This is a genomic window from Bradyrhizobium sp. CCBAU 45384 (genome assembly GCF_028128665.1).
GTDB lineage: Bacteria > Pseudomonadota > Alphaproteobacteria > Rhizobiales > Xanthobacteraceae > Bradyrhizobium > Bradyrhizobium manausense.
The window spans coordinates 1-20,618 of sequence record NZ_LBIZ01000108.1; the positions used below are offsets into that span (position 1 = coordinate 1).

General features: G+C 59.7%; 16 protein-coding genes and 1 pseudogene. 14 read left to right on the forward strand and 3 right to left on the reverse strand.

The window, feature by feature from the left end; genetic code table 11:
* The first annotated feature begins 54 nt into the window (after positions 1-54).
* Positions 55-333 carry a hypothetical protein gene (locus XH80_RS43995; RefSeq protein ID WP_442869154.1) on the forward strand — a complete coding sequence of 93 codons (279 nt, stop codon included), beginning with the start codon at positions 55-57 and terminating at the stop codon, positions 331-333.
* 243 nt (positions 334-576) lie between these two features.
* Positions 577-933, forward strand: a pseudogene (locus XH80_RS44000) (hypothetical protein); the annotation flags it as partial.
* Here XH80_RS44000 and XH80_RS18610 read toward each other — a convergent pair.
* Genes XH80_RS18610 through XH80_RS18620 form a run of 3 tightly spaced genes read right to left on the reverse strand, consistent with a single transcriptional unit; the run spans position 907 to position 4,061 of the window.
* On the reverse strand, positions 907-1,731 hold the full coding sequence (locus tag XH80_RS18610) for a glycosyltransferase family 2 protein (protein ID WP_271599802.1): 825 nt from the start codon (positions 1,729-1,731) through the stop codon (positions 907-909). The pseudogene XH80_RS44000 and the gene XH80_RS18610 sit on opposite strands and share 27 nt — an antisense overlap.
* 7 nt (positions 1,732-1,738) lie before the next feature.
* A complete protein-coding gene (locus tag XH80_RS18615) occupies positions 1,739-3,103 on the reverse strand; it encodes an O-antigen ligase family protein (protein ID WP_271599803.1) in 1,365 nt (454 codons plus the stop codon).
* 31 nt (positions 3,104-3,134) lie between these two features.
* Positions 3,135-4,061 (reverse strand): hypothetical protein, encoded by a 927-nt coding sequence (locus XH80_RS18620; protein ID WP_271599804.1) that lies wholly within the window; start codon positions 4,059-4,061, stop codon positions 3,135-3,137.
* 744 nt (positions 4,062-4,805) lie between these two features.
* On the opposite strand from XH80_RS18620, the gene XH80_RS18625 reads away from it, so the two are divergent.
* From XH80_RS18625 to XH80_RS18680, 12 genes are all read left to right on the forward strand, one after another.
* Positions 4,806-5,543 carry an FkbM family methyltransferase gene (locus XH80_RS18625; protein ID WP_271599805.1) on the forward strand — a complete coding sequence of 246 codons (738 nt, stop codon included), beginning with the start codon at positions 4,806-4,808 and terminating at the stop codon, positions 5,541-5,543.
* Positions 5,524-7,032, forward strand: a complete 1,509-nt coding sequence (locus tag XH80_RS18630) for an oligosaccharide flippase family protein (RefSeq protein ID WP_271599806.1) — start codon at positions 5,524-5,526, stop codon at positions 7,030-7,032. Before XH80_RS18625 ends, XH80_RS18630 begins: the two co-directional genes overlap by 20 nt.
* Positions 7,033-7,034: 2 nt before the next feature.
* A complete protein-coding gene (locus XH80_RS18635) occupies positions 7,035-7,748 on the forward strand; it encodes an FkbM family methyltransferase (RefSeq protein WP_271599807.1) in 714 nt (237 codons plus the stop codon).
* A gap of 91 nt (positions 7,749-7,839) precedes the next feature.
* Positions 7,840-9,738 (forward strand): asparagine synthase (glutamine-hydrolyzing), encoded by a 1,899-nt coding sequence (gene asnB, locus XH80_RS18640; protein WP_271599808.1) that lies wholly within the window; start codon positions 7,840-7,842, stop codon positions 9,736-9,738.
* 999 nt (positions 9,739-10,737) lie between these two features.
* On the forward strand, positions 10,738-13,404 hold the full coding sequence (locus XH80_RS18645) for an NF038122 family metalloprotease (RefSeq protein ID WP_271599809.1): 2,667 nt from the start codon (positions 10,738-10,740) through the stop codon (positions 13,402-13,404).
* Between the two features lie 95 nt (positions 13,405-13,499).
* Positions 13,500-14,357 (forward strand): SGNH/GDSL hydrolase family protein, encoded by an 858-nt coding sequence (locus tag XH80_RS18650; protein ID WP_271599810.1) that lies wholly within the window; start codon positions 13,500-13,502, stop codon positions 14,355-14,357.
* 882 nt (positions 14,358-15,239) lie between these two features.
* The gene (locus XH80_RS18655; RefSeq protein WP_271599811.1) at positions 15,240-16,079 is read left to right on the forward strand and encodes a methyltransferase domain-containing protein; all 840 of its coding nucleotides are present in this window, start codon (positions 15,240-15,242) and stop codon (positions 16,077-16,079) included.
* The gene (locus XH80_RS18660) at positions 16,076-16,645 is read left to right on the forward strand and encodes an acyltransferase (protein ID WP_271599812.1); all 570 of its coding nucleotides are present in this window, start codon (positions 16,076-16,078) and stop codon (positions 16,643-16,645) included. The genes XH80_RS18655 and XH80_RS18660 overlap by 4 nt, the downstream gene beginning before the upstream one ends.
* Positions 16,635-17,492 (forward strand): class I SAM-dependent methyltransferase, encoded by an 858-nt coding sequence (locus XH80_RS18665; protein WP_271599813.1) that lies wholly within the window; start codon positions 16,635-16,637, stop codon positions 17,490-17,492. The genes XH80_RS18660 and XH80_RS18665 overlap by 11 nt, the downstream gene beginning before the upstream one ends.
* The gene (locus XH80_RS18670) at positions 17,489-18,415 is read left to right on the forward strand and encodes an NAD-dependent epimerase/dehydratase family protein (RefSeq protein ID WP_271599814.1); all 927 of its coding nucleotides are present in this window, start codon (positions 17,489-17,491) and stop codon (positions 18,413-18,415) included. The genes XH80_RS18665 and XH80_RS18670 overlap by 4 nt, the downstream gene beginning before the upstream one ends.
* A complete protein-coding gene (locus tag XH80_RS18675) occupies positions 18,412-19,575 on the forward strand; it encodes a glycosyltransferase family 4 protein (protein ID WP_271599815.1) in 1,164 nt (387 codons plus the stop codon). Before XH80_RS18670 ends, XH80_RS18675 begins: the two co-directional genes overlap by 4 nt.
* A gap of 43 nt (positions 19,576-19,618) precedes the next feature.
* Entirely contained in the window at positions 19,619-20,557 is a 939-nt protein-coding gene (locus tag XH80_RS18680) for an NAD-dependent epimerase/dehydratase family protein (RefSeq protein ID WP_271599816.1), read from the forward strand.
* Positions 20,558-20,618: the final 61 nt, after the last annotated feature.

Consider the following 20,618-nt stretch of genomic DNA (forward strand, 5'->3'; position numbering starts at 1 on the left):
GACACATGGAGACCTCGGCGACGCGCCACGCGAACAAAATAGGCGTCAAGCGTCATTCAAAAGGGCCGCAGAGCTACGCTTACGGGCAACTCCGGCCGGGCGCTGAAGTACGGCGGAGCGCCGGTCGTCGGCGGTCAGTTCGCCCCTTGGGCTCCGATCGCGGCGGAGCAGACGGCGAGCGGATTTGACTTCGCATGGAAAGTGCCTAGTGGGGACGCGTACACGGTCTGGAGCACGGATGCCAGCGGCAACTACATCACCAATCTGACTGGGATCGTGACCGGTGGCAGCACCGCGCTGGAGTCTCTCGAAACCGTATTCCATCGACCCTGAATGGAGATCGCACGATCGGGTTCCCAAGCGTCGAGGCTGTAGCCAAACCAGCCTCCTGCAGGCCGGCAATAACTACGAGCTCGGCAGCTCAGGTCCACTACTAAAATACAACGGCGTGGCGGTCGTCACCGGCCAGTGCGCCGTGGGCTCCGATAGCGGCAGAGCAGACGGGCGAGCGGCTCCGATTTCGTTTGGAAAGTTCCTGGGAGTGACAGCTACACTGTCTGGAGCGCGGATGCGAGCGGCAACTACATCACCAATCTGACCGGGATCGTGTCCGGCGGCAGCACCGCGCTAGAGTCTCTCGAAACCGCATTCCATCAGGACCTGAATGGAGACGGCACGATCGGAACGTCTCCAGTCGCCGCCGTTAGTAAGCCTACTACCGCAGCCCCAATAGCTCCGGCCCATCTCACCGAGGTTCACAGTTTCCAAATGTCTCTGCCTCTCATGCTCATGTTGGCGGCTTTCTCATCAGCTAAAGACTTGCTTAGGCGCGCAATCAGGATCAGGCATCAAAACAATCTCGTCAGCGCCGTTTCGAAAATCAAAACGAAACCGCGGCAATTATTTTCATTTTCCGATAGTGCGCCGTCGTAACCCGCGCATAATGTATCCAATATCTCCATAGGCGAGCGTCAGGGCCAAGCGGCGCAACTGGGAGTAGGCCACGCTCAGGCCTGAGGGCGCGTGCCCACCGCGGATTGCCAAGTTCTCCTTCGCAAAATTTTCGGCAAGAACACTCGTCTTGGTTTGGCTATGATGCCGAAGGCAGCCCCAATGTTCCCGGACATGAACCGCGCGCCCACACTTTAAGAGGCGAATAAACCAATCATAGTCGAACGAGCAATTGTACCTCTCATCGAAAAAACCAACTCGCTCGTGCAGCCCTCGACGCCAGAACGCTGCCTGATTTGCCAGCAGCATGCCTTCTGCGAATACACTTTCGTAGGTTGGCTTGACGTACCTGACATCTCGAATCGGCGCGCCAGCCTCGTCGACAAGGACGATGTCGGCTATAACAATGTCGGCATATGGATAGCGTTTAGTGGCCACGGCAAATGACTTAAAAGCTCCGGGCAAATAGAAGTCGTCGGAATTTTGCCAGCCCACCCAGTCGCCAGTGGCGCGCTGCAATCCCTTGTTGAGAGCGTGCACTTGGCCTCGGTCTTTCTCGCTAACCCAAAAGGCCAAACGGTCACTGTAGCGTTCGATAATCTCCCGGGAGCCATCTGTGGAACCACCGTCGATGACAATGTATTCAAGTTTTGGATATTTCTGGTTGAGAACGCTGTCGAGCGTCTGAGGCAAGAACTCTGCTTGGTTGAAGGACGGTGTGATGATCGACAGAGTGGGGAAGGAGGCGGTCGTCCCGCGAAACGCTTGGTCATTCGTCATAGTCATCTCACCGAGAGTTTTCAGAATTTCGAATAGGCCAGCCGCGCAAGTGCGGATGCTCGGATCTCGTGACCAGTGATGCTGAAAAGCCCAGCAAGAGACCAGCTGTCGACGACAAAAGGATCCGTCCATAGAATTGATCGAGAATTATGAAGAATAAGAGCAATGCGAGCACAACAATCGCTGGGCGACTCGTGCAAGGGAGACGGTTAATCGTCAAGCCGATTAACAAGAATATCGCAGTGCCGAGCAGTAGTACGTACGCGATGCCCCCAACAACGCCCATCTCGACGAAGGCTTGTAAAATAGTGTTATGCGGAAAGCTGCCTGGGCAAGTGCGGGCAGCGAAGTTTTCGAGCCCGATTCCGAATACTGGCGTTTCTCGAAAAAGTAAGAAGCCTTGTTGAATCAACCAAATCCGAATCGGCGTCGAATCAACCATTTTAAAAAGTTGATCACACTCCTCCCGCGGTACGCCCGCCGGCGGTTCCGAGTCTCCTCCCAAGCTCAGAACGCCAGCGCCTGCCGGCGAGTCTCGTCCCAAGCCCGGAAGGCCAGCCCCCACCGGCGGTTCTAGCGGCAGATATGTGCGCACCATGAAGTCGCGGGCAGCGTGGTTCAATATCAGTGCGAGCGTGGCTCCGACAAGTATAGCGGCGAAAACGACAATGCGCCCGCGGCGTCCATCGCGGGTGGGAGCCAGTACCATTAGCAAGGCAGTCGCGATGGTCGCGATAACGACGCCGCGCGCTCCGACTACCACGAGCGCAGCGGTGACCAGCGCGGCGATCATCGGCCTTGTCCAGGTTGCGATCGAGCATTTCCCGGACGCGCCGCTGGCTTGGATCACCACGGTGATGCCGAGCGCAACGGCCACGATTAGTACGCCGTGGTTAAGGCCCAGCATGACCGGTCGTAAATTATCGCCCGCCGTCAACTGCAGTGAGAACTGCCACGCGATCGCCGCTGCGCTTACTGTCAGCGTTATCGCTCCGAGGATCTTGAGAAAGCGCATTATGTCCTGCGCGGAAACGAGCCTCGCTGCAGCGTAGGGGCCGACCCAGAACGTCACGAGGAGGGCCCAGTCGCGTAGACCTGCATGGAGTGTCAAAACTTTGAGATGGACCGCAAGCAAGACAGAAACGAGGCAGAATGTAACGTCTATTCCTGTAATGCTCACCTGGTGACGGATGAAGTTCGGCAGAAGGAGAGCCAGAGGTATAAACCAAACAGCTACGGACCAGACAGCAAAATATGAGGATTCGTGGTTGATACCTAGCAATTGTAGTGAGAGAAAATACACTAGCGACGCGATCGGCAGGAGGCTCAATAAAGTGAGGCTGAGTGATCGAAGTAAAACGCCGCTCATCATTCACCCCCTCTTCCGAAAGTTACCTTGGTCCTCAAATTGAGGTTTGCATCCTGAGATTGACGCGGAAAAGCAGACATCGCAAAAGGTTTCTTGCTCTCCGATAGAAGAGGGGATCTACGATGCTCGCGAGCTCGGCAAGCGATGCCTGATTGATTGCAACCTGGCCGGGCATCGGCGGCGACGATTCCGGTAGCTCGTGATTTAGGCCTCGCCATAGCAATTTTGAACGAGACGTATGAGTTCCCGAGCTGTCGAGCCCATCATTCCGAACGAGGCTGACGGGAGGGTAGAGTACTAGCCCATCTCGACGGAACACCGACCAGTACCATCGAATTGCCCAACTATCTATGCGGCCCGCTTGCTGCCTCTGGAGCATATCGTAATAGCTAAATAGCCCACCAAGATCGAAGCGCGATCTAAGTGCGTAATTGGAGCGCAAGGCGTCGGTACCTCGCGCCTCGGGATCAAAATCGTGCCACGATCTTGACCATGTGGCCCAGCCCCAAGACGTTGTGACCGGCAAAAACCGTGCTGCCGAACTCGGCGATGCGTTGCTTCGCGCAAACGCAAATCCAGAGATCTGCATGACGCGTGGATCATCTGCAAAGGTATCGAGACCGGCGTTCATATAGTCAAGAAATGCAGACGAGACGATTAGATCATCTTCGACGACAATGACGCGGCCGTACTGTTCGCACAAGCGAGTCACACCGGCAATGATCGAGTGGGCGAGGCCCTGGTTCTCGGTCGCGATGACGAGGGTCTTTCGTGGATGCTCGAAGGCCTCGACGATAGCGCGTACATCCGCGACCGCTTGCTCGTCGCTTATGCCGCGAGGACCGTCGCAGAAAATATACAAATCAGTGTTTTCTATCCCCCTGCAGCGAGCGAGAGATTCCAGCGTGGCTCTCGTTTTGTCAGGCCGTCGAAAAACGAAAAGTGCAATCGGAGCAGTCATTATGAAGTTGTTCCGGTTCCCCCAAATTCAGGATTTGCCGATCCATCCTTCGACCGCTTGCGACCGTCTGTCAAGAAGTGCTGGTTGTGGATGAAAGCTAGATGAACTTCGCGGCGATCTCTCACTAAAGCAGCTGGTTGCGGTGCTAGGAATTGTGATATGCAATCTTCAATCGATGCACGCACATCGCGATTTCGAAGCATGCCCGAACGAAGTAGATCATCTCCACCTGCGTGATCGGCGCGCCTCCTCGTGATTGCTGTCTCTGTCGCGAACGCGATCTGTTGCTCTATAAACCGGGGCTTCATCATTGGCTAGGGCCCGCCCAGCCGGAAAACTCGTACTGAGGTTGGTCCAAGAACTCAGGGGACGCCGGCGCGCCTGAGGCGCGACCGGCCCCTGGCGAGGCCTCCTGCGATCTCGGGAAGGAAGATCCCCAACGAACCTATGAGCCTATCGGTCATGCGATGACCGTAAGTGGCAATTATTCGCGGTAGACGACCTAAGCGAACCTCGTTATGACCCACATATAGACCTTGAAGGACAGGTGGTGGCTAGGAGTTGGTCGTGTCGCGAAGCTTGAGCGGAGAACTTGCCGACGCCTTTGAGGCAGCAGTCGACCGGCGGAATGCGTCAAGGGTACAGCGACTAGTCGCCGACCCCCTGCGAGCTTTGACGCCCGCGTTGCTACGGACGCTTGGGCGCGTCAGGGAAGTTCCTGCCCAAACGTTCTGGGGCGAGACAATGCGGGTTGTGGTTCCCGAGCCGGTTTCGGCGATGATTTATCGTTTCGGTTATTACGATGAAAACGTTTGCCGTTTCTTGCTTGCAGCTCTGCGCGAGGGCAACACATTCGTGGATATTGGCGCTCACTTTGGGTTTTTTTCGAAACTCGCCGCTCGGCTGGTCGGAGGGGGAGGGCATGTGGTTGCGTTCGAGCCCATGCCTCGGACACGCAGTCTCCTGAGCGCGAACCTCTCCAGCTCGATTGTCGCCGGTTGTGCGCGCGTCGTTGAGTACGCCGCTTTCGACGAGGAGAAAACAATCGAGTTTCGCGACTACGGGGACGCGCATTCATCGTTCAACTCTGCTTTCGTTGGACGTGGGCTCGAGCGAACCGGAATCCCTGTCGATGTGCGGGCGCGCCGCTTCGACGACATCTGGAACGAGCTGGACCATCAACGCATCGACGTTATGAAGATCGATGCGGAGAGCGCCGAACTGAGGGTTTTGATCGGTGCCGAACAATCGCTCGCGAAATACAGGCCTGTCGTCATCGCAGAATTCGGCGATTTCGATCTTCCGAACGTTCCCACTTCACGATCCATCGTTGAATGGCTGATTCCCCGTGGATACGTTGCGTTTGAGGCGTCAAGAAGTGGCCCCACGCCACATCAGACCCAAATAAGGTATAATTATACCAATCTGATGTTTATGCCGCGCGAGAAGTTGGGCGTCATCGATGCGTGCGACTGTCACTAGGCAGGCGATAGCCTCCCTGGCCGACGTTGTTAGCCAGGGCGTCGCACTTGCATTTCTGTACGGATACCTGCTGCGTGCTCTCGGCTCGGATCAGGTGGGCCTTTGGGCCGTCGTTTTCAGTATAGCAGCGATTGGACGCGGTGCCGATCTCGGGCTGTCGAGGGGGTTGATTCGTTACCTTCCATTGCAGACCGATGATCCTCGGCGCTCGCCGGATCTGGTCGATACCGCAGTCGTGGGGACTATCGTTCTCCTTGCGCCGTTGGGTCTCGTGTCAGCCGCGGCATTGTGGTTCTTGATCCCATTGTCCGTTCACGGTTCTTTGCATGATGCGCAAGCGCTGATCCCATGGGCACTAGTGCTGCTTGCGGTCATGACGATGGGGCAAATTTATCTGAACGCGCTTACGGCGGTCTTCCGTACCGACCAGCGCTCCTATGCAAACATCATTGCGACGCTGGTCATGCTCTCCGCAACTGTATCGCTTGTGCCGGTCTACGGACTTCTCGGTGTCGCGTGGGCGCAGATCATTCAACACCTAGTCTCGATCGCAGTTTCCGCTTTGTATCTGAAGCGCAGCCTTCCGGGATTTCGTTTAGTGCCACGAAGAGCCGGGCGCAAGGACATGCGCCTGCTCTTCGCCTACGGCTTGAAGCTGCATGCTGCCGGCCTTGCCATGTTGATATTTGAGCCCGCTACACGGATCATCATGGCCAGGGTCGAAACGCTCGACGCTGTCGCCTACTACGATATGGCCTCTCGCTTGCTGCAGCAGGCGAGAAACCTGATCGTCATGGCAAATCAGGTCATGTCGCCCTACTTTGCCCGGCTGTCCGCTCTCTCTCGCGTAGAGCTCCTGACTGCCTATCGCTCGGCCTTGTCCATGACGCTCTTCTTCTCGCTGCCGACGATGGCAGGCCTTGTCGTCTCGGCTCCACTGATCGCAATACTGTGGATAGGCAAGAGCAACGATTCGTTTGTCGTCTTTGTCGCGATACTGAGCGTGGGTTGGACCATCAACGTTTTGAGTGCGCCCGCCTACTTCCTGGCTACGGCCGCAGGATACCTATCTCCCGTTATCGTTTCCCACTTGCTGATCTCTGTTGGTAGTTCCGTTCTTGCTTATGCATTCAGCCTGGTTGCTGGCGAGCGCGGAGTTGTTGCCGGCGTTACGTCCGGACTCTTCGTCGGGAGCGTCTGGTGCATGCGAATGGTGCATGCCAACAGCCTTGGCGGTTCGGAACAACTATGGCGGCCTTCGGATCTGCGCTTTGCAATTCTTTGCGCCGTTGCGCCGATAGCAAGCCTGACGTTCTACTTCGCTATGCAGGCGTCGCTTGGCGCACTAACAAGTGCGCTGGCGGGGCTGGCTGGCGGAACGCTCGTGATCGGTTTGGCGGTCTTGACCAATCCCTCCACAAGGGTGATACGCGACAGCTTGCTGCCGTCGCCAAAGCGACATGGCGGAACGAAGGCCGTTGACATATGAGCATGAAGCACCTCGCCACTGCATTTCTCGCTAAATTTGATCTTCACGTCGAACGCTTGTCCAAGAGTCCGAAAGAAACGCTGCTCGGACTTTCGGGCGAAAATGTGCGAAATGTGCTGGATATCGGAGCCAATGCGGGGCAGTTCGCGCGTGTGGCCCTAAAGCGATTTCCCCGAGCGAAGATCTGGTGCTTCGAGCCGCTTCCCGCGGCATACAAGCTTTTGAAAGGCATCGAACGGGACAGTGACGGTCGCATGACCGCTCTGAACTTTGCGCTCGGGGCCACGCAAGCTGTGGTGGACATGCACTTCCATAGCGAGCATTCTCCGTCGTCGTCGCTTATGCCTACGACGGAGATGTGTGAGGAGCTCTTTCCGCAAACTCGCGCTCAGGCCAGCGTTCCCGTCGAAGTCCGGACGCTTGACGACGTGTGCGCCGGATTCCCAATGCCACCGTTCGAAGATCTCGTGATCAAAATAGATGTTCAGGGTTATGAAGCCGAAGTCATTGCGGGAGGCAGGAGAACGATAGCGGCGGCAAAGGCGGTGATCGTCGAGATTTCCTTTGACGAGCTCTACAAGGGAGCCCCGACTTTTGAAGACCTGAGTAAACTGCTGGGCGAGACGGGACATCGTTTCGCCGGAGCCATAGAGCAATTTACTTCAGGGGACGGCCACGTCATCTTCATGGACGCACTGTTCAAGAAGTTCGGATAGTTCTCGGCGACAGAAGGATGAGACACTGCCTTGGCGGCCAGCATTTCATGATAGTCGTTGCCGTTTCGCGAAGCGGCACGTATGACGCGACATGTCGGCGGGATATGCGTGTGATTGCGAGCCGCCTTTTGTCAGCGAAAGTCTTCTAGCCATGTGCGGGATTGCGGGTATCGTTCATTTCCGTGGCAACGCGATTGAGCAGGAGCCGATATCGCGCTTGACGAATCTCCTGGCCCATCGCGGCCCGAACGGCGCGGGGACCTGGTTCAGTGCCGATCGCGATGTCGCCATGGGGCATCGCCGGCTGGCGGTTATCGATCCGGGAGAGGGCGGCTACCAGCCGATGTTGTCGGCTGATCGTCGCCATGTGATCGTCTTCAACGGCGAAATCTACAATTTCCTCGAGCTTCGGCGCGAACTCGAGGAGCGGGGCGCGATCTTCCGCACTCAATCGGATACCGAGGTCATTCTTGCTGCGTGGCGGGAATGGCGGGAGGGGATGTTGTCGCGCTTCAACGGCATGTGGGCGCTGGCAATCTACGACACCGAAACAAGGGAACTGTTCCTCGCGCGCGACCGCTTCGGCATCAAGCCGCTGCTCTATGCGATGTCGCCGGAGCGCTTTGTTTTCGCATCGGAGCAACGCGCCCTAGTGCGAAGCGGTTTGATCGGGACGTCGCTGGACGTCGACGTCGCGCGGCGGTTGTTGCTGGATGCCTTCGGAGTTGAAGGTAGCGAGCGGACCCTCTGCCAGGAGGTGCGTCGCTTGCAGAGCGGCCATTGCTTGTGGCTGCGTCACGGACAGCTGGAGATTCGACGCTGGTGGCGCACCGTTGATCATTTGCCGGAGGTGCCGACGACCGAAGCCGAGCGCGTCGAACGCTTTCATGAATTGTTCCAGGATGCCGTAGCGCTGAGGATGCGCAGCGACGTGCCGATCGGAACTTGCTTATCGGGAGGGTTCGATTCATCAGCAGTGATTTGCAGCATGGCTGCGCACGAAAGGGCCGGGATGGGTCCGCGCGACAGTACGTCATGGCGCCACGCCTTTGTCGCGACATTTCCAGGCGCATCGAACGATGAGCGGCCAATGGCCGAGGAGGCGGCTGCTTGGGCGCAAATCAATCCGACCTACCTTGAGATCGGGCGGGCGGACGCTCTGAGGGAGCTGGACCAAATCCTCGACGACAATGATGACGTCTATATCGGGCTTCCGAGTGCGATTTGGTTGATCTATCGTGAACTCAGACGCCAGAACGTGCCGGTGTCGATCGATGGCCACGGGGCCGATGAGTTGATGGGGGGCTATTTCCAGGGGGGGCAATACGGCGCTTTCTGGATTAGAAATGCCCTTGCGGGAATTTCCTCGAATTCGGCGTTGACCAAGCGCGGCGTCGATCTGTTGAGGGCGCTGATGATCAAGCGTCAGGGGCAGTATTTCCTGCGCGGCGGACTGCGCCAGGTTCCCGGCCAGCTCAGTCTTGTGGGCGATGACGACGTGCTGCCGCGCGATTGGGGCTCGTTCAATCGCCGCCTCTATCGAATGTTTCACGGCACCGTATTGCCGACAATTCTGCGTAACTACGATCGCCTCTCGATGGCCCATGGCATCGAGGTCCGGATGCCGTTCATGGACTGGCGCCTGGTGACCTACACGATGGCGTTGCCGGAGAGCAGCAAATCCTCCGGTGGTCTCACGAAAGTCATTGCGCGGCGGGCAATGGAAAACCAGATGCCGGAGTCCATCCGCATGGGACGCCGAAAGGTGGGGTTTAACTCGCCGATGCCGGAGTGGCTGAACGGGCCTCTTGCCGGCTGGACGGCCAGCCTGCTCGATCAGAACGTTCCGGCATTCGCCGAGTTGGTGGACGAGCCCGCATTGAGCCGGGCGGTCGGCCGCTTGACAACATCGAAGGCCTGGGATTGGGAATCTGTCGGACGGGTTTGGCCCTATCTGAACATGAAATGGATGCTGGCGAGGCGTACTTGATTTCTGCGGTTGTTCCAAATTGGGCCCTTAGTTCACATCGGAGTTGAACCCGCTAGCATCGGAACGCTTGCTTTCGATGAGCGATGGCATCCTTTCGGCTGACCAATTGGCGGTGCTTGAGACCGGTGCTCGAAGAAGTCTGATCGGACTTCCTAATCACGCCGATAGCACCTTGAAGGCCGTTGAGGGAGGCATGCGTCGTGCTGATGCCACGGGATGCCGCGCCGTATTTGTCCGACCCTCGGAAGCTATGCACGAACCGCAAGTTTCAGGGTCACCATTCTCACCCGACGAGGCGGTGTACAGCGGCAGCTTGCGGTGATCGGGAACTGGGCCGTATACGGCTGCAGGAAGGCCATCCTTCCTGCACCGGAGTGTACCGGGAAGGGCGCTCTTGCCTGCTGTTTTGCTATGCCCGGGGCCTCTTTTTTGCTCGCGTGCGACGCTGTAGGCTGAATCGGCCAGTACTTCGTCGTCCGTTCACCGAACTCGGGAGGACGCGCTACCATCTCGGTGCGTTCCGGCAAGGGAGCACTCCAAATCTTCCGGGCGCCAAGTGTCCGTATAACTACGGCCTAAAGGGTCGCGAATGCAGATTCGCCCTGATCCGTCCGCAATTGCGATGTTATGCTGTAGCCCTTCGCAGGGACATGCGGCGGGCATCAGAGGCGGTTCGCTTCGCTGGCGGTGGTGTTTGCACGGGCTCAGGGCCTCCAAACACCCTAAATTAACCTGTTGTGCGAATGCTCGGCTCCCGCGAGCAGATGGCAGCTGCAGCCCAGTAGCGTTCCGCGTCTGAGATCTCTGACCGGACCAATGGCCTGCCATTCTGACGGCGAATGCGGATGAGCAGGAAGAGGTATGAGCTTGTTTTCTCAAACCCGTATTGGATCTGCCAGTCCGGACGACACGTCCGTGTCCAGCTTTGACCCAAGTACTTGGGTAGGCTTCCAAGCGCTCTGGGGTCATGCAGCAGGGCTGCCTGGAGGCCCCTTATCGGTGCCGTCCGATGATCCCTTCTTCACCGTCACGGGAAGCTCCATCCAGGGCAGCTACATACCGGTCGGCTCGTCCGGATCGACGATCGACACGTCCAATCCGAGTTCCCTGACCTCAGTCACGTCGGGAGGGATCACGTTCAACCTAATTTTCGATGCGGCGGCAATGGCGGCACCCCCCAGCTTCCGAGCCGGTATCCAGCAGGCAGTGGCTATTCTCGCCGCCAACATCACCGATCAGATCACCGTCAACATCAAGATCGACTACAGCGGGACGGGCGGCGGCGCCGCCGCCGGCCCGGACAGTGGGCTGTACGAGAACTACAGCTGGGTCAGGTCTAATCTACTGAGCCATGCTAGCCCGGCGGATATGACGTTCAATGAGCTGCCGAATGCTTCCTCCATTCAGGGCCAGGCCAGCGTCGCAGTTTGGAATACTCAGCTGAAGCTTTGGGGTGTGCTGGGGGCTAACGACCTCACGACTGATGACGGAAGCGCCACCTTCGCAACCGACATCAACCCCAATCTGCTGGTCGGAGTGGCATTGCATGAACTTACACATGCAATCGGGCGGGTGCCCTACGGTTCGGCGCCTGACATCTTCGATCTGTTCCGATTTACCAGCTCGGGCGCTCGGCTGTTCCAGGGTGGGGCAACAGCTCCAGCGGCTTACTTCTCGCTTGATGGGGGCGCTAGTAAGCTCGCGGACTACGGCCAGACGTCTGATCCCAGCGATTTCCTCAACTCGGGTGTGCAGGGGGCGAACGATCCATTCAATGAGTTCTACACGAGCAGCACGATCCAGGGACTTACCGCGAGCGACCTGAAGCAGCTGGATGCATTGGGCTTCCATCTCGCGCTAAACAATCCGGTCACGATCGAATCCTATGGCACCACCGCACTGGTCAAGATCGGCATGGGTTACTATTTGGGCAACTCCGGCCCTCTGCTTAAGTACAACGGAACGGCGGTTAGCACGGCTCAGTTTTCGCCATGGGCTCCGATTGGTGCCGAGCAAACAGGGAGCGGATTTGATTTCGCCTGGAAAGTGCCCGGCGCGGACGCGTACACAGTCTGGGCTACGGACGCGGCCGGCAACTACGCGGGCAATCTGACGCCGATCGTGTCCGGCAAGGATGCGACGCTGGAAAATCTGGAGACGGTGTTTCACCAGGATCTCAATGGCGACGGCACGCTGGGATACCCGGTCATTGAGGGGATCGGCGCGACCGCTCTTTTGCAAGCGGGCAGCAATTACGAGCTCGGGATTTCTGGCCCGCTACTCAAATACGCTGGCGCGACTGTGACGATTGGGCAGTTTGGAGCCTGGACGCCGATTGGCGCCGAGCAAACCGCCGGTAGCTTTGATGTAGCCCTCAAGGTGCCCGGCGCGGACGCGTACACAGTCTGGGCTACGGACGCGACCGGCAACTACACGGGCAATCTAACGCCGATGGTGTCCGGCAAGGATACGATGCTGGAAAATCTGGAGACAGTGTTTCACCAGGATCTGAATGGCGACGGCACGGTTGGATTTCCGGCTATCGAGGCGATCGGCGCCACCACTCTTTTGCAAGCGGGCAATAACTACGAATTGGGCAATTCTGGCCCGCTGCTCAAATATGCCGGCGCGACTGTGACGATTGGGCAGTTTGGAGCCTGGACCCCGATTGGCGCCGAGCAGACCGCCAGTGGCTTCGATGTAGCCTTTAAGGTCCCCGGAACGGATAACTACACAGTCTGGAGTACCGACTCGAACGGTAACTACACGGGCAATCTAACCGAGATCGTGTCCGGCCATGATGCGACGCTGGAAAGTCTGGAGACAGTGTTTCACCAGGACATCAATGGTGACGGCACAGTTGGATTTCCGGCTATCGAGGCCATCGGCGCCACGGCTTTTTTGCAGGCCGGCAACAACTACGAGTTGGGCAATTCTGGCCCGCTGCTCAAATACGCTGGCGCGACTGTGACGATTGGGCAGTTTGGAGCCTGGACGCCGATTGGCGCCGAGCAAACCGCCAGTGGCTTTGATGTAGCCCTCAAGGTGCCCGGCGCGGACGCGTACACAGTCTGGGCTACGGACGCGACCGGCAACTACACGGGCAATCTAACGCCGATGGTGTCGGGTAGGAGCGCTGCGCTAGAGAGCCTGGAGATAACGGTATTCCACCAAGATCTCAACGGGGACGGTACCATAGGATATCCCGTGATCGAATCTAGGGGCTCTACCAATCTCTTGCAGGTCGGAAGCAACTTCGAGCTGGGTGATTCCGGTCCACTGTTGAAGTACGATGGGACTGCCGTCGTAAGCGGACAGTTTGGAGCCTGGACGCCGATTGGCGCCGAGCAGACCGCGAGCGGCTTTGATTTTGCCTGGAAAACTTCTGGTGCGGATAATTTTACCATGTGGAGCACTGACTCGAGTGGCAACTACACCGGCAACGTGCTCGGCGTGGTATCGGGTAGCAGCACCGCGCTTCAAAGCCTTGAGTCCGTGTTCAGTCAGGACCTCAACGGGGACGGGCATATCGGTCTGTCGGCGACCAGTCCTGCCGTATCTACGCCGGTCGCTGCCGCTGCCGTGACTCACGTTGACCTCGCCCAATCCGCTCCCGCGCTGCACGAGCTCGATCATCACTTGTCGGGCTTCTTCTTCACATCGTGAAGCTGGCAGGGTAAGTGGGGCCACCCGAGGTGCTCGCCGGCGGTGATCACGCGAGCAGAGAAACTCACTGAGCTCTCAATGCTGGACTTTTGCGGATGAAATTCGTTACGCCGTCGCGGCTGCTTGTCTCCCTGTTGGTAGTTGCGATACTGGTTCTCGCGGTTGGGACTACCGGATTGTGGATGGCTGGCCGTGTCGCGAAGCGGCTGGACGCGGTCAACGGCGGCCTCGCCAGTCTACAGGTTGCGGTAGAGGACAACAAAAAGAATATCCAAGATCAGCAACACGGTATGCTGGAGCGGCTGAACGAGCAGTCCCATGTTCTAAACGGCATATGGCTCGAGCAGCGGCTGCTATCTCCCCGCGATCTCGGAAATCGCAGGCTGGACGTTCGGCTGTTCGTCATTCGTGATCACCTGTCACAAGCCGGCGATCCGATCGTGTTCATAGGGGACAGCATCACCGAGTCCGCAAGCCTGCCTTCGTCCATTTGCGGGCGGCCTGTCGTTAACGCGGGCATAGGTGGAGCGAGCGTGCAGTCATATCCGCAGATTGCCAGCGAACTGTTAGAAGAAATGAAGGCCTCGCTGGTTGTGATCGCGCTTGGAACGAACGACGCTTCCAAAGCAATGCCGCCCAACTTCCGCGAACAGTATATGCAACTGGTCCATCTAATGCAGCAGCATGCCGCCAAGATTGTTCTGGCGGGCCCACCGCCGCTGGGCAATGGGCATCTCAGAACGTATTTCAACGAGGATACTCTACATCGGATATCCGGATTGATACGTGATATTGCGGCCGAAAACCACTTCGAATATGTCGACCTTGAAACGGCGCTTGGAGCGGACCCGGCTACGATCGACGGCGTTCATCTCTGGGCGGGGGGGTATGAGCCCTGGCGGACAGCAATGTCGGAAGCGATCGAACGTTCACTGTCGTGCGCGACACGTTGAGTTAGACGTAGGATGGCTGGGAAATATGAAACAAAAAATTCAACCGGAAGTGTGATGCCGACATTTAGGCTGGAAGCCACTCGGAGCAGAAGGCCTGAGGAGCGGAGCTGAGGCGCTTGAAGGTCGCGATCTTGGTGACAAACTGCTTTAAATGGCGGGATCCGTTCCTTGAATGATTGCTCCGGCGCTGCATTTCATTGAGCTCGTGCTCAATGGCAGTGCCGAGGGCATTTTTATCAACACCCACGATCAGGTGCTGCAGCGCTTCTTAGGACGCGGCCATCTCTGCGGCCATTTCTTCTGGGTCAATCGGACATCACAGGACCGAGGTCTTGGATCCTGGTGCCCCTTCCGGAGCCCCCTTTGTGCGCAAGCTATCCGACTGTGTCCGCAAGACGCTCTGCTGACCCGTCGACTCCTCGGCAACGCCAACTTGACCGCCCATGCTGTGGGGCTCGGGAAGTTTCCGCCCATTCTGGGTCAAGGCGGAGCGCTGTCGGCCTAGTAGTTCTTTCCCGCGCGCGTCCGGTGACGGCTCAATCTGCCCCGAGACTGCCGCCCATCGAGGTTCGGAACCTACCCGCGGCACCGATTACCCGTGGGAAGGCCTGGAGCAGGTGGCAGGCCTGGGCCAGGCAAATGAAGTACTCGCGGCTGACGGGCCTTGCCGAATCGGCTCTCGGGCGCTTGCTTCGGGGGCCTGGACAGCATAGACGACCACGCGCGGGTCCCAGGATCGCCCGGCCACCGGTATTCTGGAGACAATTGTATAAACTTTCGGAAGGTCCAAAAACAGGGCGCGGTGGTGGCGACCTCGTCCAGTTGACTGAGCGCATCTAAGCCGGCATTTGCTTACACCAGAGAAAGATTGGGACCTCCACCATGCGCACAGATGCCCCCGTGCATGCGGCCAAATCCTTGGTCGACGCAGCCGCCGCGCCGCTATTCAAGGTGCGTCCGCGACCGTTCGGGCCCGGCTATCAGACGGTGAAGCGGCGGATCATCGAAGGGGCCATCGACCAGGGGGTGCTGCGCGGAAAGAACAAACTGCCGCAAGGTTACGGCGTCGCCATGGATGAGCGCGTGGTCGAATATCCCTGGGCCTTTGGGAGGCTACGCGCCGGGGTCAAGATGCTCGACGCCGGTTCGACCTTCAACCACGATTTCCTGTTGTGCCGCTCGCCGCTCCGGGATGCCGAACTCACCATCATGACGCTGGCGCCGGAAAAGCGCTGTTATTGGCATCTCGGGATTTCCTATGTCTTCGGCGATCTCAGGACGACGTATTTTGCCGATCACGCTTTCGATGTCGTGGCGAGCATCTCGACCATCGAGCATATCGGTCTCGACAATGCGATGCTGTATTCCGGCGACGTCCGGCACGCGGAAACCGACGAGAACGGATTCGAGGCCGCCGTCCGCGAGTTTCGGCGCGTCCTCAGACCCGGCGGCACCTGCCTGATCTCCGTTCCGTACGGTAAGCGCGCCAACCTCGGATGGTATCAGGTGTTCGACTTGGCCAAGATCGAGTCGATCGTTGCGGCCTTTGCACCGACGTCTCACACCGTGGACTATTTCGGCTACGCCAGGACCGGATGGTCGCGTGGAAGCGCATCCGGGCTTGCCGATGCGACGGTTTACGATGTGCATAGCGGAAAGGGCTGGGCCGACGATCTTGCCGCCTCGTCGCGCGCCGTCGCGTGCCTGCAGTTGAACGCATGAACATCGACTATCTGATCCAGCGGTTGATTTGCCGTCCAACCTGCCGGTTGGAGGAGGGCGCCGTGCTCGGCTCTAGCGCCAGGATCAGGAACATCTACGGCGAGCAGGACCGTATCCGCATCGGTGCGCATTCGCAGGTGTTGGGAGAACTCCTGACCTTTCGCCACGGCGGCCGGATCGAGGTCGGATCGTGGTGCTACATCGGCGAGAGCAGCCGGATCTGGTCGGCCGGCTCGATCGTGATTGGCGATCGCGTCCTCATCTCGCATTCGGCGAATGTGTTCGACAATCTGACGCATCCGCTGGGCGCAAGGGCGAGGCATCGGCAGATCAGGGCGATCTTCAAGTCCGGCCATCCCAAGGATATCGATCTCGGCGAGCGGCCGGTCCGGATCGGCGACGACGCGTGGATCGGCGCCAATGCCATCGTGCTGCGTGGCGTCAGCATCGGGCAGGGCGGCGTGGTCGCAGCCGGAGCGGTGGTCACCAAGGACGTGCCGGCCTATTCGGTCGTGGCCGGCAATCCCGCTGTCGTCGTGAAGGAGCTTGGCGCGGATGTCGGCTGACGCGAAGATGCTCACTTGGGAGGACGCCGTGGTGTGGCTGCGCGAGCAGCCCGATCAGCGCCAGCTGGTGCTCGATGCCTATTACGACGATCCCCTGGGCGTTGCAGCCGAGCGCTACTTCCGGAGCGGCGAGTGGCAGGAGATCGCCAGGCTGCTGGCGGGTCGCGGCGGCAAGGCGCTCGACGTGGGCGCCGGGCGCGGAATTGCCAGCTATGCGCTGGCGCGGCAGGGCTTCAAGGTCACGGCGCTGGAGCCCGACGGCAGTCCGATCGTCGGCGCCGAGGCGATCCGCAACCTGGGCCGCGAAACCGGCCTCGCCATCGAGGTGGTCCAGGAGTTTTCGGAAGGCCTACCGTTCGAGGACGCGAGCTTCGACGTGGTGTTCGCGCGCGCCGTGCTGCATCACACGCGCGACCTCGACGGCGCGTGCCGCGAGATGTTGCGCGTGCTGCGTCCGGGCGGGCTGTTTCTTGGTGTGCGCGAGCACGTGATCAGCCGCGAGGAGGATCTCGGCCGCTTCCTAGAGCAGCACCCGTTGCACAAACTATATGGCGGCGAGCATGCCTATTTGCTTGCGCGCTACGTCGCCGCGCTGGAGAAGGCCGGGTTCTCCGCGATCGAGGTCCTGACCCCGCTGGGGAGCGCCATCAATCTGTTTCCCTATACCAGGGAAAGCTTGCGGGAGGCGATCATCGACCGGCTTTCCCAGCGCATTCCGGCGCGGCCGCTGTTCGAGCTGCTGCTCGGCAACGGACGCGGCTTCGACCATCTGCTGTCGCTCGCCGGCCGCTTCGACAATCGGCCCGGCCGGCTCTACTCCTTCGTCTGCCACAAGGCCGGCTCATGAGAGTCTGGGTCACCGGCGGCAACGGCTTTATCGGGCGCCATCTCGTCGCTCACCTCGCCGGTCAGGGCGAGCGCGTCCATGGCGTCGGGCACGGCGCGATCGATGAGGCTGAGCGGCAGAAGCTTGGACTGACGGACTGGATCAACGGCGAGATCAGCGCGCCAAATCTCGACGCGCTGGCCCAGCGGGATGGGGCTCCTTCGGCCATCTTCCATCTTGCGGGCGGCTCGTCGGTCGCACGCTCGATCGAACAGCCCTATGAGGATTTCTCGCGCACGGTCACCGCGACGGCCAGCCTGCTCGAGTGGCTTCGCCATTCCGCGCCGGAGTGCCGGCTGGTCGTTGCCTCCAGCGCCGCGGTCTACGGCGCCCATCATGCCGGAGCAATTTCCGAGCAGGCCGACACGCAGCCGATGTCGCCCTATGGCCACCACAAGCTGATCATGGAGCAGCTCTGCCGCAGCTACTCGATCTCCTTCGGCCTCCGCGCCACCATCGTCCGGCTGTTTTCGGTGTACGGTCCGTGGCTCCGCAAGCAGCTATTGTGGGATCTCTGCCTGTGGCTGGCGCAAGGCCAGCGCGAGCTCGTGCTCGGCGGCACCGGCAGCGAGGCGCGTGACTGGATCGATGTGCGCGATGTTGCGCAGCTGCTGGCGCGGCTCGCGGACGATGATGACGAGGCGATGAGGGTGCTGAACGGCGGCAGCGGCATCGCGACCCCTGTCGCGGAGGTCGCCGAATTGGTGACGCGCGCCTGGGGTGGCGACATCAAGGTGAGTTTCTCGGGGACGGCTCGCGCGGGCGATCCATTCAGCCTGGTCGCCGACGCCCGGCAGCTTGCGGCGATTCCGTTCAATTGGGGCATCCCGCTCGACGAGGGCATCGAGAATTACGTGAGCTGGTTCAAGGGGCAGGTCCGTTGAGCAGCGCGCGTCCGATCCGGCTCGCCTTCACCCTGATTTCCCGCAAGGCCTGGGCGGGCGGCTACAATTACCAGCTGAACCTGTTCAATGCGCTGGCCAAGTACTGTCCGGGCGCGATCACGCCCGTGGTGTTCGCGGGCGAAAGCCACGATGCCGGTGAGCTTGAGCCCATAGGCCGCGTGGACCCTGTCGAGATCGTCCGTTCGCTGGATTTCGACTGCTCCCTGCTTGCCTCGCTCGTGCCGACGCTCTTCGCCCGGGATCGCGGCGCGATCTCAAGCTTCCGAAGCCACAAGATCAATGCGGTCTGGGAGAACGCTCGCTTCTTCGGATGGCGCTCTCCCTATCCGACGGTCGCCTGGATTCCCGACCTGCAGCACCGGCAACTGCCGCATCTATTCACGAGCAAGGCGAGGCGCCGACGCGAACTGGGCTTTCAGCTCCAAGTGCTGGCTGGACGCACCATCATCCTCAGCAGCCGCAGCGCCGAGCGCCATTGTCTTACCTATTACCCGCGCACCAAGGGCCGTACCGCGGTCGTGAAATTCGCCAGCGAGCCTTCGGCCGAACTGCTCAAGCTCGATCCTAGGCAGGTGCTTCAGAAATACGAGCTGCCGAGAACCTATTTCTATCTGCCCAACCAGTTCTGGCGGCACAAGAACCACAGGATCGTGCTGGACGCGCTTGCGCTGCTCGCGCAGCAGGGCGTCCGTCCCGTGGTGGTGGCTTCCGGCGGCAGCGATCCGAACGAGCCGGGATATCTCGAGCAGTTCATGCGAGAAGCCGCGTTCCGGGGCCTGGCGCAGCAGTTCCGCTATCTCGGCATGATTCCGCTCCCCGAGGTTTACGCTCTGCTGCGCGCCAGCGCCGCGCTAATCAATCCGTCGCGCTTCGAGGGCTGGAGTACTACGGTGGAGGAAGCCAAATCCTTCGGGGTTCCCATGATCCTGTCCGATATCGACGTGCATCGCGAGCAGGCGGAAGATCGCGCCCGCTACTTCGGCACTGACGATGCGCCGGTGCTTGCCGCGCATCTGCGGGATTTCGCGCGTCCTGCCTTTGTGGTGCGTGAGCTGGGCCAGGAACTCGGCGATCGGGTGCGGCAGTTTGCCGAGGATTTTGTGACGACCATCGAACAGGTCGTGCGAACCTCCCGCTAGCGGTGCGAGCTGCCTCGGCCAGAAAGTGGAAAGCGAGACGTCTATGAGTAGACCGGTCGTCCTCGTCACCGGCGCAACCGGATTTGTCGGACGTAATCTCGTGCCGCTACTCGAGAGCCGCGGTTACCTAGTGCGCCGCGCGCTGCGCGCCGGACCGGCCGGAGCGAACGACATCGTGGTCGGTTCGATCGGACCGTCCACCGATTGGAACAAGGCGCTGGCCTGCGCGGACGCGGTCGTCCATCTCGCCGCCCGGGTGCATCACCCCAATGAAGAGCATGCCACCGAGCTGTACGACGCGGTGAATACGCAGGGCACGCTGCAGCTCGCCCGGGCGGCGGCGCGCTCGGGTGTGTCCAAGTTCATCTTCCTGAGCACGATCCTGGTCAATGGCAGCTCGACCGACGGGAGGGGACCTTTTAAGGCGGATGACGCAGCGGCGCCGCGGGGTGTCTACGGAAAGTCCAAGGCGGCCGCAGAGAACGCTCTGCGGCGCATCGGGGCTCAATCCAAAATGCAGATAGCTGTAGTGCGCCCGCCGCTAGTGTATGGACGCGAGGCGCGTGGTAATTTTCGTCAACTCGTCGGCGCGATCAGACGGCGGATTCCGCTTCCGCTTGGCCTTGTCGACAACAAGCGGGCATTCATCAGCGTGCAGAATCTCGTGTCCTTTGTCGCGCATCTGGTCGACTTCGACCTTGGTTCGGCGTATCAAATCTACTTGGTTGCCGACGACGAGCAGATCTCGACCGCTGCTTTCGTTCGCCGCATCGGCAAGGCCATGGATAAGCCCGGCATTCTTCTGCCTGTCCCTCCTTCGGCGCTGGCGCTCGTCCTTCGGGCGATCCGGCCGGAGCTGCGCCACAGCCTTTTAGGATCCATGGAAGTTGACACCTCCGCCGCCCTGTCGACTGGCTGGAGACCGCCGCTCAGCATGACCGAGGGATTGCGGCTGGCGGTGGGCACATCGGCTTCGTCCTAGACACCCATCCGAGTCATTCGGCAGCTGCTCAGCTGACGCGCCGGCGAAAACATTGTGCGTT

What these genes read in the sequence shown, in the direction of transcription:
- XH80_RS18630 (WP_271599806.1), top strand. Translation starts at nt 5,524, where the DNA reads ATGCGTGCGACTGTCACTAGGCAGGCGATAGCCTCCCTGGCCGACGTT.
- asnB (WP_271599808.1), top strand. Translation starts at nt 7,840, where the DNA reads ATGTCGGCGGGATATGCGTGTGATTGCGAGCCGCCTTTTGTCAGCGAA.
- XH80_RS18615 (WP_271599803.1), bottom strand. Translation starts at nt 3,103, where the DNA reads ATGATGAGCGGCGTTTTACTTCGATCACTCAGCCTCACTTTATTGAGC.
- XH80_RS18625 (WP_271599805.1), top strand. Translation starts at nt 4,806, where the DNA reads ATGCGGGTTGTGGTTCCCGAGCCGGTTTCGGCGATGATTTATCGTTTC.
- XH80_RS18665 (WP_271599813.1), top strand. Translation starts at nt 16,635, where the DNA reads ATGTCGGCTGACGCGAAGATGCTCACTTGGGAGGACGCCGTGGTGTGG.
- XH80_RS18655 (WP_271599811.1), top strand. Translation starts at nt 15,240, where the DNA reads ATGCGCACAGATGCCCCCGTGCATGCGGCCAAATCCTTGGTCGACGCA.
- XH80_RS18635 (WP_271599807.1), top strand. Translation starts at nt 7,035, where the DNA reads ATGAAGCACCTCGCCACTGCATTTCTCGCTAAATTTGATCTTCACGTC.
- XH80_RS18610 (WP_271599802.1), bottom strand. Translation starts at nt 1,731, where the DNA reads ATGACGAATGACCAAGCGTTTCGCGGGACGACCGCCTCCTTCCCCACT.
- XH80_RS18680 (WP_271599816.1), top strand. Translation starts at nt 19,619, where the DNA reads ATGAGTAGACCGGTCGTCCTCGTCACCGGCGCAACCGGATTTGTCGGA.
- XH80_RS18670 (WP_271599814.1), top strand. Translation starts at nt 17,489, where the DNA reads ATGAGAGTCTGGGTCACCGGCGGCAACGGCTTTATCGGGCGCCATCTC.
- XH80_RS18620 (WP_271599804.1), bottom strand. Translation starts at nt 4,061, where the DNA reads ATGACTGCTCCGATTGCACTTTTCGTTTTTCGACGGCCTGACAAAACG.
- XH80_RS18650 (WP_271599810.1), top strand. Translation starts at nt 13,500, where the DNA reads ATGAAATTCGTTACGCCGTCGCGGCTGCTTGTCTCCCTGTTGGTAGTT.
- XH80_RS18660 (WP_271599812.1), top strand. Translation starts at nt 16,076, where the DNA reads ATGAACATCGACTATCTGATCCAGCGGTTGATTTGCCGTCCAACCTGC.